Raw genomic sequence first — 17239 nt, forward strand, 5'->3', positions numbered from 1 at the left:
AGCAGGCGGCGGTACTTGTCGAAGTCGTAGCCCCGGTCGGCGAACAGCCGCCGGGGCCTGCGCCGCGGGCGTCCTCGCAGTCCTCGAATCGGCGGGATCGCGTCCAGCAGGGGCAGCAGCTGGGTGACGTCGTGGCGATTGCCCCCAGTGAGCGTCACGGCTGCTGCCCATGGAGCACACCGGCCTGTCCGCAGCCCGCCCGGTCCGCGGCGAGGTCCGCTGGAGCCCGCTGAACATCACCCACCGCTCGACCCGCACCGGCCCCGTGCTGCACGTCGCCGGTGAATTCGACTACGCCCAGGCCGCAGCCCTTCGATACACGTTGAGCAACTTGCCTGCAGCCGGGGCAGTGCCTGGTCCTCGACCTGTCCGACCTGGCGTACTGCGACTCCACCGGAATCACCACGCTGCTCGCTGCACGCCAGCGCGCCGAGGCGGCCCACGCCGAACTCGTGCTGGCCGCCGTCCCTGCCCCCCTCCTACTGGTCCTCACCAGCACCGGACTCGACGAGCAGGTTTTTCTCCTGCGCCCCACCGGGGAAACGCACTGAGCGGCAAACAGCTCAGCTGCCCGTACGGTCCGTCCATCCATCCCCGGGACACTGGGACGCCGGGGGCGCGCCGCCACCCCTGCCGTTCATGGCCGGCGTACGCGAGCTGTGGCCGGAGGCTGGATCGCCGACGGCGACGCGCACGGACTCGGGCATCGTCGAAGCCCCGGCGCGCGGTGGGGCCTCACCGCGGGCTCAGCCTTGCCAGCCCGCCCGGGCCCCCGCTGCGGCCAGGACCGCGCACGCCGCCAGGTTCGTGAGCGGATAGGAGACCAGGACGGCCACGAATTCCCGCAGGGTCGCGCTGGGCCGGTAGTAGGCCGCGGTCGGCGCGCCGTGTGCCTCGCCCGGGACCCCGGCCCGGCGCGCGAGGATGCCCGCCCGCAGCACGTGGAAGTCGTTGGTCACGATGGCGCAGCGGTAGTCCGGGCGGACCCGCTCCATCAGCTCGCGACTGAACCGGAGGTTCTCCCCGGTGTTCGTCGAGGCGCGTTCCTGGAGGATGTGCTCGTCGGGGACGCCCCGCCCCGCGAGGTAGCCGGCCATCGCCTCGGCCTCCGGCACGCGCTCGTCCGAGCCCTTGCCGCCGGAGACCACCAGGATCGGGGGCCGTCCTCGGGCCGCCTGGCGCCGGTACAGGGTCAGCGCCCTTCGCAGGCGCGCGGCCAGGAGCGGCGGGACGGTGGACCCGTTCGTCAGGCCGGCGCCGAGCACGACGACGAAGTCGACCGGGCGGCGTGCCGTGACCCGCTGGTAGAGCGCGGCGTAGCCGGCGAAGCAGAAGACGAGGAACGACAGGTAACCGGCCACCAGCAGGGCGGCGGTGGCAGCCGCGCGCAGCAGCCCCTGGTCGGTGCGCGCGGCGACGACCGCGAGCGCGAGCACGGCCAGGACCCCGAGGCCTGCCAGCAGTGACAGGAGGTTGGCCGGGCGACCGCCTTCGGTGCGGACCATCCGGATGCCGTTGGCCATCAGGGCCCCGGCGACGGCCGTCGCACTCACCACCGCCGCGACACCGGTGGCCCCGGCCACCGCCTGGGCCAGCGGGCGGTGGAAACGGTCGAGCTCCAGGAAGGAGCCGGCGAACAGGAGGAGAGTGCTCAGGCCCAGGAGCACGCCGTTGCCGAAACGACGCCGGTCATCACGGAAACGCCGCACGAAGAGCAGCAGGAGCAGAGCGGCTGCCAGGAGAAGGAGGGAAATCACTTCGGCTCCTTGCAAGGGGTGCTGGGGCGACGGCTGCCGCCGGCGTTCGGGCTGACGGACATCTTCCCCGTCGCCGACGTCTGATCCGGGCGCCCGGGCCGAGCCTTGGCCGTTCAGTCGCACGCGCCATGCCATGTGCCGGTGGAGGGACTGTGCACGCCGGAGGGGGAGCATGCACCATGGACGACTGGATTGCAGGGGCCCGGGATAGACGAACGGAATCTCCTCCGCCGTTGCCGCGATGCCTCTTACGGTGCCTGCACGTGTACAGGTACTGGAACGTGGCATGGAAAGCGAGCCCGATGTCCTGTCTGTCGTCGCCGACGGTGCCCGCCTTTTCGCCCGGGTGGCCTGGTCTGGCGCCCGCCGTGGCTGCCCCGTTCGCGGTGGAGGGAGTGGACCTCGATGTGCCGGCCGCCGTCGACGAGGCCGATGGCCGAGCACATCCCCTCGATCAGGGAGCGCCGGACGAAGTCCGGCTCCCGGCTGATGGGCGCGTTCGACAGCGGAGGAAGCAGCAGATTCGCGGTGTCGCCGACACAAAAGCGGCTCCATAGGCGCGATCCCAAGAACCGGTGCGCTCGGTCATCTCGCGTGCCGGTCCCGTTACCCGCCAAGAGACCGTGCGATCAGTGGACTACCGCGTGAGCGTCCCCCACGCGGGCCAGCGGACCCACCGCCCTCGGGGCCGGGCCGGGACGACCGCAACGAGTTGGAAGACCGGGCTCTGCCGGCGGGCTCCACGGCGCAGCGCAGCCGGACCACTCTGGCGAGGGACGTAGCAGCACGGGGCTTCCCGTATGGTCGGGCCGACCACGTACGGCGGATACTTGAGACATCCCCGAAGGAGGTCACGATGGGACACGAGCGCAAGGTCATCGACTGCCGCGACTTCCCCAGTGAGTCCGGCTGCTCTCTGGCGATCTCCGGTACCGCCGACGAGGTGGTCCGGGCTGCCGCCGAACACGCCGCCTCCGTCCACGGCGAGGCGGACACCCCACAACTGCGCGACCAGCTTCGCGCGGCGCTGAAGGACGAGGTCCCGATGCACGCCTGAACTGCCGGCGGGCGCACGCCGCCCGCTGACGAGCGCCGGTCCATGGGGTACCGGAGTGACGGCTCGCTCCGGGAGGACGACACTGGTGACGTGAACGGCGAGACGGAGTGGGGACCAGGAGCCCTGCGCCCCGCTCGGCGGGCGGAACCATGGAGGTCACCGACCGTCGGTGTCGAAGAGGAGTACTTCCTCGTGGACGCGGGCACCCGCGCCGTGGTGCCCGCCGGCCCGCAGCTGGTTTCCAGGGCCGCCCGGGTCCGGGGGGAGCTGGTGTGCGGGGAGTTCATGGATTTCCAGGTCGAGGCCCGGACACCGCCGTGTGCCACGATGGACGAGCTGTCCGGGTGGGTGACGGGGCTACGCCAGGAGCTCGCCGACTACGCCGGGGCCGAGAACCTGAAGCTCTGCCCCAGTGCCACGCCCGTGATCGGGGGCGCAGGCCCGGCACCGGTGGGCGACCATCCCCGGTACCGCGACGGGGTGGAGCTCTTCCGGACGATGGTGGACGACCTTGCTGTCTGCGCCCTGCACGTCCATGTGTGCCTGCCTGACCGCGAGGTGGCGGCGCTGGTCGGCAACCACCTGCGGCCGTGGCTGCCGCTGCTGGTGGAGATGAGCGCCAACTCGCCCATCCATGCCGGGCGGGACACCGGGTACGCGAGCTGGCGTTCGGTGCTGCGGCTGCGCTTCCCTTCCCTGGGACCGCCTCCGCGGGTCGACTCCTTCGACGACTACCGGCGCGTCGCAGCGGCGATGGCGGAGGTCGGCGGAAGTTCCTTCGCCGAGCTGCCGTTCTGGGACGTCAGGCCCCATCCTCGCCTGCCCACCGTGGAAGTCCGATGCATGGACGTCCCCGCCGAGATCGGCGATTCGGTCGCTCTCGCCGCGGTCGTCCGGGGGCTGGTGGTCACATCCGCCCGCCTGGTGGAATCCGGTGAGCCGGGTCCGCGGCTGCGCGGCGAGCTGCTGCGCGGCGCGTACTGGTATGCCACCCGGGACGGCTGGCCCGGCCCAGGGGCGGACGCGCTGAGCGGGCGGATGCTGCCCGCCAGGGAGCGCGCCGGGCGGCTGGTCGAGCACATCGGCGCCGCCCTGGAACACATGGGGGACTTGGAGCGGGTCACCGCCTTCGTCGACCGGCTGGCCACCCGGGGCAGCGGCGCCCACCGCCAGCGTGCCACGCACCGGACGGGCGGCCTTCGCGCCGTCGTGGACGACCTCGCCGACTGCATGCTCCTGCCCGACCCTCCAGCCGTACCCAAGCCGCCGGCCTGAGGCCGGCTCCCCTGGCACGCCGAGCCGCGGGCCGCCGTCGCACGTTGCTCCCGCACACCGGAAGTGGGGGCCTGCTCAGCTGGTCCTGGGTCTCAGCGGCGGCGCAGTGGCCGGTAGCAGAGGCAGCGGTGCAGGTCGGGAGCGGGGCTGCGGCGTGCGTCGGGCCGGTCGCCCGGTACCTGCACTACCAGCTGCTGCGGCCCATTACACAATGAGCATGTCATGTCCGCCCGGTGTCAGAAGCCCCACGCCGTGGCAGCCATCCAGCACGAAGGACTGCGGTCACTGCCGGCCGATCTTGGTGACAGTCTGTGCGCGAATGTGACGCATATCGTGTTTCGGCACACAGGTGGACGCCGTCGCTCCCACACCAGGGTGGCCACCCCCGCCTCGTCGTGTTCCTGCGGCAGCAGCGCGAGAGCCGGATTCACCCGGTCGCGCGCCGCGGCCACACCGAACCCGCCGTGTGCGGCGCGCAGCAGTTCGCCGGTGCCGAGCAGGACGCGCCGGGCCGTCGGGTGGAGCTGGCACAGCAGGGACAGCCCTGCCTCGCCGCCGCGTGCGACGGCGGTCGTGGTCGCGTACTCGATCTGGTGAGCCAGTGCCTCGGTGCGGGTCCGGGTGTCGTCCGGGGAGGTGTGCTCGCCGTGCTCGGCCAGGTCGTCCGGGACGGAGAGTTCGCCCAGGAGCCGGTCGGGGTCGACCACGACCACCACGCCCGCCAGTTCGATGAACTCGGCCGTCGGGCGGCCGTCCATCTCACCGCCCGCGATCACCTCGACTGCCGGGTGCGGGTCACTGCCGCCCCACAACTCGACGACGGCCAGCCCGTGCTGCCCCTCCTCGGCCAGGCGCCACAGCTCGGGCAGCAGGTCCTCGCGCGCTGTGCGGTGCCGTCCGGGGACGGGAGCACCGACTCCCGGACGGCACCGGCCTCGTGGAGGAGTTCTACCAGCGGCTGCGCGACGGGGCCGGGTTGAGCTTGGCGGCGAGCGCCGAGAGGAAGGTCGGGAGCCGGTCGACCATGTTCTTGGGGACCGGGGTGGTCTGGACGGTGCCCCGGCGCACGTCCTCGACGACGAGGGTGTAGGTGCCGTTGTCCTCGACGAGTTCGGCGGCGTAGAGCAGTGTTGCGGTGGAGGTTTCCATCAGGGGTCCTAGGCTTGGGTGTCGTTGAGCCAGGCGGTCCACGCCTTGGTGGCCTGCTCTTCGTCGGCGTCCTCGGCGAAGAGGTGGTGGCCCAGCCAGATCGGCACGTTCCAGGTGCTGCCGTTGAAGAACCGGTACAGCGCGTCCGGGCCGCGCAGGCCGAGGAAGTCGGGGCTGAGCCAGTCGACGACGACCTCCTCGGAGCGACCGTCAGTGCCCGGGGCGTGGAGCGAGAGCCGGTCGCCGACGGCCGCGTCCTCGGCGAGGCCGAGGCGGCGGCGCAGGGCGGCGAAGTCGGCCGGGTCGGCGGTGGGTTCGGGGCGCTGGGCCCTGACGTAGACGGCGGGGCGGCCTGCGAAGTGCCGCAGGTACTCGGCGAGGGCGTGCTGGTAGAAGTCGACGTGCTTCTCGGCCGCGTCCGACTTGGCGTCCCACCTCCAGGCGTCGTCGACGACGCCTGTGTGCACCCAGTGGATTCCCATCCGCAGGTGGCTCGTCCCGTCGTCGGCCGGCTCGATGTGGTAGCTGAGCGTGTTGGAGAACCCGCCGTCCTGGGTCGCCCGGACGGCGAAGTGCTGCGGCGGCTCCCAGGCCACGACGGTGGAGTCACCGCGGGTGGCCTTTCCGCCGACCCGCGGCTCGACCTCCATCGGGTACAACCAGCCGAGGTTCCCGGCGCCGGTGGCGACGGCGTGCCAGACCTGCTCGGGCGTGGCGGGCAGGTCCTGCTCCCGGCGGATCTCGAACTCTCGGGCCATGGTCAGTTCTCCTTCGTCGTCGTTCGGGGGTGTCAGTAGGCGAGCGGGAGCGCGCTCAGCCGCCGCTGCAGTGGGTTGGGCCGCCATTCGAGCTCCGCCCCCTCGGCCAGCCGCAGCTGCGGGAGTCGGCGCACCAGGGTGCCGATCGCCACCTCGGCCTGGAGCTTGGCCAGCGGCCCGCCGAGGCAGAAGTGCGGGCCGTGGCCGAAGCTCAGGTGCCGGTTGTCGGGGCGGGTCAGGTCGAGCCGCTCGGGGTCCGCGAAGCGCTCGGGGTCGCGGTTGGTCGCGGCGAGGAACAGGTACACCAACTCGCCCTCGCGCAGCGTGCGCCCGCCGATCTCCAGGTCCTCCGCGACGACCCGGACGATCGCCTGGGTCACCGTGTCGTAGCGGGCCAGCTCATCCACCGCGCTGCGGATCATCAAAGGGTCCGCGCGCAGCCGGGCCAGCTGGTCGGGGTGGCGCAGCAGGGCCAGCACGCCGTTGCCGACCAGGTGCGTGGTGGTCTCGCCGCCGGCCGTGGTCAGGACGAAGCAGGTGGAGAGCAGTTCGGAGTCGGTGAGCCGGTCGTCCTGCGCCTGGGTGGCGACCAGCGCGCTGATCAGGTCGTCGCCCGGGTCGGCCCGGCGGCGGCGGACGAGTCCGGCGAGGTACTCGTCGAACTCGTCGAGAGCCGCCTCGGACTTGTCGATGTCCTCGCCGATCCGGCCGAAACGGTGGAACCAGGACTCGACCTGCGGGCGGTCCCCGGGCGGGATGCCGAACAGCTCGCTGACGACGGACATCGGCAGCGGGGCGGCGACCGCCTCGATCAGGTCCGTGGTCGGCCCGGCCTGGACGGCCCGGTCGATCAGCTGGTCGACGATCCGCTGGACGCCGTCGCGCAGGGCTTCGACGCGCCGGGCGGTGAAGGCCCGGTTGGCCAGCTTGCGCAGCCGGGCGTGGTCCGGCGGGTCGGTGTTGGTCATCACCCGGCCGAGCCGGTCGGTGAGCCTGCTCAGCGCCTTCAGGTCGCCGCCGAGCGCGCCGTAGGCGCGGGTCATCCGGTCCCGGTCGTTGGACAGCCGCAGGTCGCTCAGGGCGGCCTCGACGTCGGCGTACCGGGTGAGGTACCAGACGCCCTGGGTGTTGCGGTGCACCGGGCTCTCGCGCCGCATCCGGGCGTAGACCGGGTACGGGTCCCGCCGGGCCTCGGGCGTGAGCAGGGCCGCGGCGAGGTCTTCCTCGGGCCGGGCGGGGCCCGCGGTGCCGCGGGCCCCGTCCATGGTGTCGGTGGTGGTCACGTCCGCTACCGCTGGGCGTCCATGGCGTCGGCGAGGCTCTTGGGCCGCATGTCGGTCCAGGAGGTCTCGACGTACTCCAGGCAGGCGGCGTGGGTGTCGGGGCCGTGGGCGACGGTCCAGCCGTCGGGGACGTCCGCGAACTGCGGCCACAGCGAGTGCTGGTTCTCGTCGTTGACGAGCACGAGGAAGGTGCCGTCCTGGTCGTCGAAGGGGTTGGCCATGGTTCAGTCCTCCTGGTGGGAAAGGGTGGTGTTGTCGGCATCACGGCGGTCGCAGGAGTCACGGCTGTCGCAGGCGTCCCGGCTGTCACCGAGCGCCTCGGCGAGCCTGGCGGCCAGGATCGGTCCGATCTGGGCCAGCGAGCCGGCCTGGGTCATCCGGTCGTGCCGGGTGGTGATCTCGTGCGATTCGATCCGGCCGGTGACGTAGGGGCGCCAGGTCCGGGGCCCGGCGTCGTCCTCGGTCCGGTCGATCGTGGAGTTGAACAGCAGCAGGTCCCCGTCGTACCGGCCTGGGACGAAGTCGACCGCCAGCCGGGCGTTGTTGATCATGATGTCGACGATGACCTCGACCTGTCGCTCGGTCAGGCCCTGCAGCGCGCTGCCCCGCCGGTTCAGCACCTCGGCGACCTCGGCGAAGGTGATCTCCCGGTCACCCAGCTCGTCCGGGTCGACGTCGAGAACCCCGACGAGCACGTCCCGCACGGTGGGCACCGGAGCCACCTCGAACTTCACGTCCTTCACCGGGTAGGCGTCGAGCACCGCCAGCAGCGCGGTCCGCTCGCCGCGCGACTGCAGCTCGCAGGCCAGCGCGTGGGCGATCAGCCCGCCGGCCGACCAGCCGAGCAGCAGGTACGGGCCCTCCGGCTGGATCTTCCGGATGTGGTCGGCGTAGTCCGCCGCCATCTCCTCGAAGGAGGTCGGCAGCGGTTCGGGCCGGCCGAGGCCACGCGCCTGGATCGCGTAGACCGGGTGTTGGGGGCCGAGGTGGTTCAGCAGGCCGCTGTAGGACCAGCTGATGCCGCCGCCGGGGTGGATGCAGAACAGCGGAGTGCCCGTCCCGGTCGACCGCAGCGGCAGCACCACGTCCAGTGCGTCGGCGGGATCGTCCAGGAGCAGGCGTTCGCTGAGCCCGGCCACTGTCGGCGCCTCGAACAGCATGCGCAGGCCCAGTTCCAGGCCGAGGGTGTCCCGGACCCTGGACGCCAGCCGCGCGGCCAGCAGCGAGTGCCCGCCGAGGTCGAAGAAGTTGTCGTCGATGTGCACCTGCTCCCGGCCGAGGACCTCGGCGAACAGGCCGCACAGCAGTTGCTCCTGCGGTGTCCGGGGGCCGCGCCCGGCGCCCGTCGCACCGTACTCGGGGGCGGGCAGGGCGGCCCGGTCCAGCTTGCCGTTGGTGGTCAGCGGCAGCGCGTCCACGGTGACGAACGCCGCCGGCACCATGTAGTCGGGCAGTTCGCGGCGCAGCCGGCCGGACAGCTCGCCCGGCTCGGGCGCGCCCTCGGGGGTCGGCACCAGGTAGGCGACCAGCCGCTTGTCGCCCGGCCGGTCCTCGCGGGCGACCACGGCCGCCTGGGCGACGCCCGGGCAGCCCGCCAGGACGGCCTCGATCTCTCCGGGTTCGATCCGCAGGCCGCGCAGCTTGACCTGGTGGTCGGCGCGTCCGGCGAACTCCAGCGTGCCGTCGGCCCGCCACCACGCCAGGTCGCCGGTGCGGTACATCCGGCTCCCGGCCGGCCCGTACGGGTCGGCGGTGAAGCGCTCCGCCGTCAGGCCGGGTCGGCCGTGGTAGCCGCGGGCCACGCCCGTCCCCGCGAGGTACAGCTCGCCGACCAGGCCCGTGGGCACCGGCCGCAGGTGGTCGTCGAGGACGTAGGCGCGCATGTTCGCCATCGGCCCGCCGATCGGCACGGTCGCGGCGGGTTCGGGGAGGGTGCGCACCGGGTGGCAGGTGGCCAGGGTGGTGGCCTCGGTGGGCCCGTAGCCGTTGACCACCTCGATGCCGGGGCAGGCCGCCAGGACCCGGGCGGCGGCGGCCGGGGAGACCACGTCGCCGCCGGTCCAGACCTCGCGCACCCCGGCGAGCAGGCCCGGGCGCTCCTCGGCGACCAGCCGGAACAGTCCGGCCGTCAGCCACAGTCCGGTCACCCCGTGCGCGGTGATCGTGTGCTGGAGCAGGTCGAGGTCGAGCTGCTCGGGCGGTGCGACCACGATCCGGCCGCCGCTCAGCAGCGGGACCCACAGCTCGTAGGTGGAGAGGTCGAAGGCCGTCGGGGAGTGCATCAGCACCCGCTCGTGTCCGCCGCCGCGCCATTCCGGGGTGAGCGCGTGGCCCACCACGTCGCGGTGGGTGACGGCCACGCCCTTCGGCCGCCCGGTCGACCCGGAGGTGTACATGATGTACGCCAACTGTCCCGATTCACAGCGGACTCCGGGGTCGGATGGGTCGGCGTCCGCGGACTGCACCAGGGCGGCCAGCACCTCCTTGGTGAGCACCAGGGCGGCCCCGCTCTCCCGCAGGATCAGGTCGACCCGGGAGGAGGGGAAACGCGGGTCCAGCGGCACGTAGGCGCCGCCGGCCCTGACGATCGCCAGGATCGCCACGACCAGCTCCGCCGAGCGTTCCAGCAGCACCGCGACCGGTGTCTCCGGGCGTACGCCCTGGCGGACCAGTGCCCGCGCGAGCCGGTCCGACCGCCGGTCGAGCTCCCGGTAGGTCAGTTCGGTGCCGCCCGCCACGACGGCCACCGCGTCCGGTGTGGCCCGCGCCTGGCGGGCGAACAGCTCCGGCACGGCCGCCTCGGGCAGTTCGGCCGCGGTGTCGTTGAACCCGTACAGCAGCCGGTGGCGTTCCGCGTCGGACATCAGGTCGATCCGGCTGATCGGCTTTCCCGGGTCGGCGACCGCCGTGCGCAGCAGGCGGGCCCAGCGGGCGAACAGCTGCTCCACCGTAGCCGGTTCGAACAGGTCGGTGGCGTACTCCACCGCGCCGACCAGGCCGTCAGGGCTGCCGTCCGGGCGGAACTGCTCGGCCAGGCTGAAGGTCAGGTCGACCCGGGAGGTACCGGTCGGCGCCTCCAGGTGGCCGGTCTCCAGCCCTGGCAGCGCGAACTCGCCCAGCGGCGCGTTCTGCAGCGCGAGCATGACCTGGAACAACGGGTGGTGGGCCAGCGACCGCGCCGGGTTGACCACCTCGACCAGGTACTCGAACGGCACGTCCTGGTGGTCGTAGGCAGTGAGCGCCTTCTGCCGTACCCGGCCGAGCAGTTCGGCGAATCCGGGGTCGCCGCCGGTGTCGGTGCGCAGCACCAGGGTGTTGACGAAGAAGCCGACGAGCTCGTCCAGCGACTGGTCGGTGCGGCCCGCGATCGGGCTGCCGATCGGGATGTCCGTGCCGGCGCCGAGCCGGGTGAGCAGGGCGGCGAGCCCGGCCTGGAGGACCATGAACATGCTGGCGCCGCGCGCGGCGGCCAGGTCCCGCAGGGCCCGGTGCAGTTCGGCGTCCAGTCCGACCACGACCCGGCCGCCCCGCTGGGAGGCCACCGGCGGCCGGGGCCGGTCGGCAGGCAGTTGCAGCTGCTGCGGCACGCCCGTCAACTCCTGCTTCCAGTAGCCCAGTTGCCGGGCGAACAGGCTGTCCGGGTCGGCGGCGTCGCCGAGCAGGTCGCGCTGCCACTCGGAATAGTCGGCGTACTGCACCGGCAGCGGGGACCACTGCGGTTCCTCGCCCCGGCAACGGGCCGCGTAGGCGGCGGCCAGGTCGGCGGAGAGCGGGCCCATCGACCAGCCGTCGGCGGCGATGTGGTGGACGACGACCAGCAGGGCGTGCCGGTCGGGGGCGAGCGCGTACAGCTCCGCCCGGACCGGCGGTTCCGCCGCCAGGTCGAAGCCGCGTCGGGCCGTCTCCGCCAGGCGCTCGGCCAGCCGGCTCTCGTCGAGTTCGACCACCGGCAGGTCCGGCCGCGCCTGCGCGGCGCTCAGCACGACCTGGTACGGCACCCCGCCCGTCTCGCGGAAGACCGTCCGCAGGCTCTCGTGCCGGGCGACCACGTCCGCGAGTGCGGCGTGCAGGGCCGGGCGGTCGAGATCACCCGTCAGGCTGAGCGCGAGCGGCATGTTGTAGGTGGCGCTCGGCCCGTCCATCCGGTGCAGGAACCACAGGCGGCGTTGGGCGAAGGACAGCGGCACCAGTTCGGGGCGGGGCCGGGCGGTCAGCGCGGGACGCGCCGTGCCGGAGCCGTCCAGGCGGGCCGCCAGGGCGGCCGCGGTCGGGGCCTCGAACAGGGTCCGGACCTCCAGCTCCGCGCCGAGGGTCGCCCGGACCCTGGCTGCCAGTCGGGTCGCCAGCAGGGAGTGCCCGCCGAGGTCGAAGAAGCTGTCCTCGACCCCGACCTGCGCCAGCCCGAGCACCTCGGCGAACAGCTCGGCGAGGAGCTGCTCCTGCGGGGTGCGCGGCGCCCGCCCGGCCGCGGCCGGGCCGAGGTCGGGGGTGGGCAGAGCGCGGCGGTCGAGCTTGCCGCTGGCCGTCAGCGGCAGTGCCTCCAGCGCCACGAACGCGGACGGGACCAGGTAGTCGGGCAGCCGGCCCCGCAGCCAGTCGCGGAGTTCGCCGATGAGGGCGCCGGTGCCCCGGCTGCCGGTCGGGCGGTTGGTCAGCGACGACAGGGCGGTGCCGGTCGGCCGGGCCGGCCGGTAGGCCTCGACGGGGCCTTCTGCCGGTCCGTCGGTGAAGAGCACGTCCAGGGCTTCCGGCGCTTCGGCCGACCAGGTGAGGTCCGCCCTGCGGCCGAGCTCCCGGCCGAGGGCGCGGAAGTCCTCCGGGTCGGGCAGACAGCCGTCGTCCGGGCCGTGCAGCCGCTCCAGCAGCCCGGCGAGCGTGCCGTCCCCGTCCCGCACCGCCCGGGCCAGCTCGGCCTCACGTGCGACGCGACGGTTCGGGACCCCGGTGAGGCGCACCGGACCGGTGCCGGGCCGCCCGAGCAGTTCGCGCAGCTCCGCGAGGTCGGCGACGCCCCGGCCCCAGGGCAGGTCCAGCGACTGGACCGGTACGGCCTGCTGCTTGTGCAGCGTCACGTCGTAACGGTAGCGGGTCAGCTCGTTGTGGTGGCGGCCGCGCTTGACCTCCACGGCCACCGCGCCGACGTCCGTGCCGTGCTCGCGCAGGGCGGTGAAGAAGTCCGGGTCGATCAGGAGTTCCTTCTCCACCCGGACGGCCTGTTCCACCGCACGACGCACCGCCGTGAGGTCACCACCGTCACCGGCCCGGTGCAGCTGGACGGCCGTGGCCAGCGGGCGCAGCAGCCGCAGGTTGCGGACGTCGCCGACGAACAGGGCTCCGCCGGGCGCGAGCAGCCGCATCAGCTTCCCGACCACGTCCGCGAGGTAGTCGGCGGAGGGGAAGTACTGAACCACCGAGTTGATCACGACGGTGTCGAACTCCCCGGCCGGCAGTCCTTCGGTGTCGTGCGCCGGGCGGGTGTGCAGGACAACCCGGTCGGCCAGGTCGGGCTGCCGGGCGACCTGCGCGGCCAGCGAGTCGATGGCGGTGGCGGAGAAGTCGGTCGCCCAGTAGGCCTCGCAGTGCGGGGCGATCTGCGAGAGCAGGAGACCGGTGCCGACGCCGACCTCCAGCACCCGGCGGGGACGCAGGGCGAGGATGCGGTCCACGGTGGCGTCGCGCCACTCCCGCATCTGCTCGACCGGGATCGGACTCGCGTCGTAACTGCTGTTCCAGCCCACGAAGTTCTGGCCGAAGGCGGCTTCCTCGGGGGTGATGGGCAGGGCGTCGTAGATGTCCCGCCACTCGCCGACGTGGTCGGCCTCGAGGCCGTCGTCCCGGGCGGTGTCCTGGCGCGGGACGACGTAGCCGACCAGCCGGTCGTCCTGGGCGAGGACGACGGCCCGGGCGACGGCGGGGTGCTCGGCCAGGGCCGCCTCGACCTCGCCGGGTTCGACCCGGAAGCCGCGCACCTTCACCTGGTCGTCGGCGCGGCCGACGTACTCCAGCTGGCCGTCGGCGCGGAAGCGGACCACGTCGCCGGTGCGGTACATCCGGGCGCCCGAAGAGTCGAAGGGGCAGGCGACGAACCGCCCTGCGGTCAGGCCCGGCCGGTCGAGGTACCCGCGGGCCAGTCCCGCGCCCGCGACGTACAGTTCGCCGGGCACGCCGGGCGGCACCGGCCGCAGCAGCTCGTCCAGCACGTACACCCGGGCGTTGGTGATCGGACGGCCGATCGGCGGCACACCCGCGCCGGGCGGGAGCGGATCGCTCATGGTCGCGCACACCGTGGTCTCGGTCGGACCGTACGCGTTGACCATCCGGCGCCCCGGCGCCCAGCGGGCCACCAGCTCCGGAGGGCACGCCTCCCCCGCCACGATCAGGTTCGGCACCGTCACCGAGCCCTCCGGCAGGGCCGCGACCACGGACGGCGGGACGGTCACATGGGTGATCGTCAGGCCCGGGTCGGTCAGCGCGGCGACCGGATCCGCTGTCGGGGGCAGCACCAGGGCCGCGCCGCGCAGCAGGGCGGTGTAGATCTCCGACACCGAGGCGTCGAAGCTTGGCGAGGCGAACTGGAGCACCCGGCTGTCGGGGGCGATCGCGAACCCCTCGATCTGCCCGGCGACCAGGCTCGCCACCCCGCCGTGGGCCACCACGACACCCTTGGGACGGCCCGTGGAGCCCGAGGTGTAGATCACGTAGGCCGGGTGCCGGACGTCGAGCGCGACCTCCGGGTCGCTCTCCGGCCATTCGGCGACCCCGGTCACCAGCGCCGGGTCGTCGACCATCAACGCCGGACGGGCGTCCGCCAGCATGAAGTCGATCCGCGACTGCGGGTACGCCGGATCCACCGGCAGGTACGCCGCCCCGGCCTTCAGCACACCCAGGACCGCCACCACCGCCTCCACCGAACGCGGCAGGGCCACCGCCACCAACTGCTCCGGCCCCACCCCGCGCGCGATCAACGAGTGCGCGAACCGGTTCGCCCGGGCGTTGAGCTGACGATAGGTCAGTTCAAGCCCACCGCTGACGAGGGCGACCGCATCCGGCGTCAGCGCCACCTGCGCCGCGAAGGCCTGCGGCACCGGGACGGCGCCCACCTCGCGGGCGGTCGCATTGCCCCGTTCCAGCAGCCGGCGCCGTTCGTCGGCGTCCAGCAGGTCGATCCCACCGATCGGCTGCTCCGGGTCGGCGGTGACGGCCTTCAGCAGGAGCGTCCAGCGCCGGGCCAGGGCGGCCACCGTCGCGCGGTCGAACAGGTCGGTGGCGTACTCGACCGCGCCGACGATCCCGGCCGGGTTCCCGTCCGGTCCGAACTGCTCGACCAGGCTCACTCCGAGGTCGAACTTGGCGGTTCCGGTGGCCAGCGCGTAGGTGGCCACCTCCAGACCGGGCAGCGAGAACCGGCCCATCGGCGCGTTCTGCACGGCCAGGATGGTCTGGAACAGGGGGTGGTGGGACAGCGAGCGGGACGGGTTCAGCACCTCCACCAGGTGCTCGAACGGCACGTCCTGGTGCGCGTACGCCGACAGCGCCGTCTCCCGCACCCGGCCCAGCAGTTCGGCGAAGCTCGGATCACCACTGGTGTCGGTGCGCAGCACCAGCGTGTTCACGAAGAACCCGACCAGCTCGTCCAGGGCCTCGTCGGTCCGCCCGGCGATCGGGCTGCCGATCGGGATGTCCGTCCCCGCGCCCAGCCGGGTGTACAGCGCCGCCAGCGCCGCCTGCAGCACCATGAACAGACTGGTACCGGTGTTGCGCGCCAACTCCACCAGGGCGGCGTGCAGTTCGGCGTCGAGTTGCAGGCCGAGGTGGTCCCCGTGCTGGCCGGCGACGGCCGGCCGGGGCCGGTCGACGGGCAGTCGGAGCAGCTCCGGCAGATCAGACAGCTGCCGCTTCCAGTAGTCGAGCTGCTCGGCGAACCGGCTCTGCGGGTCGGCCGCGTCGCCGAGCAGTTCGCGCTGCCACAGCGTGTAGTCGGCGTACTGCACCGGCAGGTTCGGCCGGATCGCCGCGCGGCCCTCGCGGCGGGCGGCGTACGCCTCGGCCAGGTCCCGGGCGAGCGGGCCGGTGGACCAGCCGTCACCGGCGATGTGGTGCATCACCAGCAGCAGCACGTGCTCGTCCGGCGCGACGACGAACAGCTCGGCGCGCAGCGGCGGCTCCGCCGCCAGGTCGAACGGTTGTCGGGCGAACTCGGCGAGCCGGTGGGGCAGGTCGTCCCGCGACACTTCGGTGAGCCGCGCCCGGGGGCGGGCCTCGGCCGGGTCCAGGACGCGCTGGCACGGCACGCCGTCGACCTCCGGGAACACCGTCCGCAGGCTCTCGTGCCGGGCCACCACCTCGGCCAGCGCCTCGTCCAGCGCCGCCCGGTCGAGCGTTCCGGTCAGCTGGAGCGCCAGCGGGATGTGGTAAGTGGCGGCGCTGCCGTCCATCCGGTGCAGGAACCAGAGCCGGCGCTGGGCGAAGGAGAGCGGCACCGTCTCCGGACGCTCGTGCACGGTCAGCGCCGGGCGGGCGCGGCCCGCGCCGGCCAGTGCCTCGACCAGGCCCGCCACGGTGGGCGCCTGGAACAGCGCGCGCAGGCCGAGCTCCAGGCCGAGCACCGAGCGCACCCGCGCGGCCAGCCGGGTGGCGAGCAGCGAGTGCCCGCCGAGGTCGAAGAAGTCCTCGTCGACCCCGACCCTGGCGAGGCCGAGCACCTCGGCGAACAGCTCGCACAGGATCTGCTCCTGCGGTGTGCGCGGCGCCCGCCCGGCCTCGGCCGACCCGAGGTCGGCAGCGGGCAGCGCGGCCCGGTCCAGCTTCCCGTTGGGCGTCAGCGGCAGCGTGTCCAGCAGGACGAACGCCGACGGCACCAGGTAGTCGGGCAGCCGCTCGCGCAGGTGGGCCGCCAGTTCCGCCGGCCGGACGGCCGTACCGGAGCAGGCCGCGACGTAGCCGATCAGCCGGTCGTCCCGGGCCACGACGGCAGTCAGGGCGACGGCGGGGTGCCCGGCCAGGGCGGCCTCGATCTCGCCGGGTTCGACCCGGAAGCCGCGCACCTTCACCTGGTCGTCGGCGCGGCCGACGTACTCCAGCTCGCCGTCCGCCCGGCGGCGCACCAGGTCCCCGGTGCGGTACATCCGCGCGCCCGCCGGGCCGAACGGGCAGGCGAGGAACCGTTCGGCGGTCAGGGCCGGCCGGTTCAGGTACCCACGCGCCAGACCGGGGCCGACGACGTACAACTCCCCCGCCACACCCGGCGGAACGATGCGCAGCCGCTCGTCCAGGACGTACGTCCGGAAGCCCGCGACCGGTCGGCCGATCGGCGGCACGCCCGGGCCGGACGGCAGCGGGTCGCTCATGGTCGCGCAGACCGTGGTCTCGGTCGGACCGTAGGCGTTGATCATCCGGCGCCCGGGCGCCCAGCGGGCCACCAGTTCGGGCGGGCAGGCCTCACCGGCTACCACCAGGGTGCCGGCCGTGAGGCCGCCGCTGTCCAGTGCGGCCAGCGCCGAGGGCGGCAGGGTCACATGGGTCACGCCGAGCCGCTGGTCCGTCAGAGCCTCCAGCGGGGCGCCGGCCGGGGCCAGGACGAGGGCGGCGCCGCTGAGCAGGGCGCTGCACAGGTCCCAGAACGAGGCGTCGAAGCTCGGCGAGGCGAACTGGAGCACCCGGCCGCCCGGCGCCACGCCGAGCCGCTCGACCTGCGCCGCCACCAGGCCCGATACGCCCGAGTGGCTGACCACCACGCCCTTGGGGCGGCCGGTCGAGCCCGAGGTGTAGATCACGTAGGCGGGGTGCCGGACGTCGAGCTCGCACCCGGGATCCGTGTCCGGCCGGTCCCCGGCGGCCACCGCTTCCGGGTCGTCGACCACCAGCACCGGACGGGCGTCCGCCAGCATGAAGTCGATCCGCGACTGCGGGTACGCCGGATCCACCGGCAGGTACGCCGCCCCGGCCTTCAGCACACCCAGG

The 17239-nt window shown here is 73.5% G+C and carries 10 protein-coding genes and 1 pseudogene; 3 read left to right on the top strand and 8 right to left on the bottom strand.

What is annotated here, in order from left to right; translation table 11 throughout:
* Window positions 1-161, bottom strand: a pseudogene (locus ACFV1W_RS37410) (transposase); the annotation flags it as partial.
* Window positions 162-374: 213 nt separating this feature from the next.
* Between ACFV1W_RS37410 and ACFV1W_RS37415 the strand changes: the two are divergent.
* Complete coding sequence (locus ACFV1W_RS37415) at window positions 375-551, top strand: STAS domain-containing protein (protein WP_380421762.1); 177 nt, start codon at window positions 375-377, stop codon at window positions 549-551.
* A 195-nt stretch (window positions 552-746) separates the two neighbouring features.
* On the opposite strand, the gene ACFV1W_RS37420 is transcribed toward ACFV1W_RS37415, so the two are convergent.
* Window positions 747-1757, bottom strand: a complete 1011-nt coding sequence (locus tag ACFV1W_RS37420) for a YdcF family protein (protein ID WP_380421753.1) — start codon at window positions 1755-1757, stop codon at window positions 747-749.
* A gap of 856 nt (window positions 1758-2613) precedes the next feature.
* Here ACFV1W_RS37420 and ACFV1W_RS37425 point away from each other — a divergent pair.
* A complete protein-coding gene (locus tag ACFV1W_RS37425; protein WP_380421754.1) occupies window positions 2614-2814 on the top strand; it encodes a DUF1059 domain-containing protein in 201 nt (66 codons plus the stop codon).
* 192 nt (window positions 2815-3006) lie between these two features.
* Window positions 3007-4089: a YbdK family carboxylate-amine ligase gene (locus ACFV1W_RS37430; RefSeq protein WP_380421755.1), complete on the top strand. Its 1083-nt coding sequence runs from the start codon at window positions 3007-3009 to the stop codon at window positions 4087-4089.
* 236 nt (window positions 4090-4325) lie between these two features.
* Here ACFV1W_RS37430 and ACFV1W_RS37435 read toward each other — a convergent pair whose 3' ends face one another.
* The 6 genes from ACFV1W_RS37435 to ACFV1W_RS37460 all read right to left on the bottom strand — a co-directional run.
* On the bottom strand, window positions 4326-4901 hold the full coding sequence (locus ACFV1W_RS37435; protein WP_380421756.1) for a hypothetical protein: 576 nt from the start codon (window positions 4899-4901) through the stop codon (window positions 4326-4328).
* A gap of 136 nt (window positions 4902-5037) precedes the next feature.
* On the bottom strand, window positions 5038-5238 hold the full coding sequence (locus ACFV1W_RS37440) for a hypothetical protein (protein WP_380421757.1): 201 nt from the start codon (window positions 5236-5238) through the stop codon (window positions 5038-5040).
* Between the two features lie 8 nt (window positions 5239-5246).
* Window positions 5247-5996: an SRPBCC domain-containing protein gene (locus tag ACFV1W_RS37445; protein WP_380421758.1), complete on the bottom strand. Its 750-nt coding sequence runs from the start codon at window positions 5994-5996 to the stop codon at window positions 5247-5249.
* 32 nt (window positions 5997-6028) lie between these two features.
* Window positions 6029-7279, bottom strand: a complete 1251-nt coding sequence (locus ACFV1W_RS37450; RefSeq protein ID WP_380421759.1) for a cytochrome P450 — start codon at window positions 7277-7279, stop codon at window positions 6029-6031.
* A 5-nt stretch (window positions 7280-7284) separates the two neighbouring features.
* Entirely contained in the window at window positions 7285-7500 is a 216-nt protein-coding gene (locus ACFV1W_RS37455) for an MbtH family protein (RefSeq protein ID WP_380421760.1), read from the bottom strand.
* Window positions 7501-7503: 3 nt separating this feature from the next.
* Window positions 7504-17239: amino acid adenylation domain-containing protein (locus ACFV1W_RS37460; RefSeq protein ID WP_380421761.1), on the bottom strand; the 9736-nt coding region annotated here is incomplete at its 5' end.

This window comes from Kitasatospora sp. NPDC059648, assembly GCF_042734825.1.
In the GTDB taxonomy this organism is placed as follows: Bacteria; Actinomycetota; Actinomycetes; order Streptomycetales; family Streptomycetaceae; genus Kitasatospora.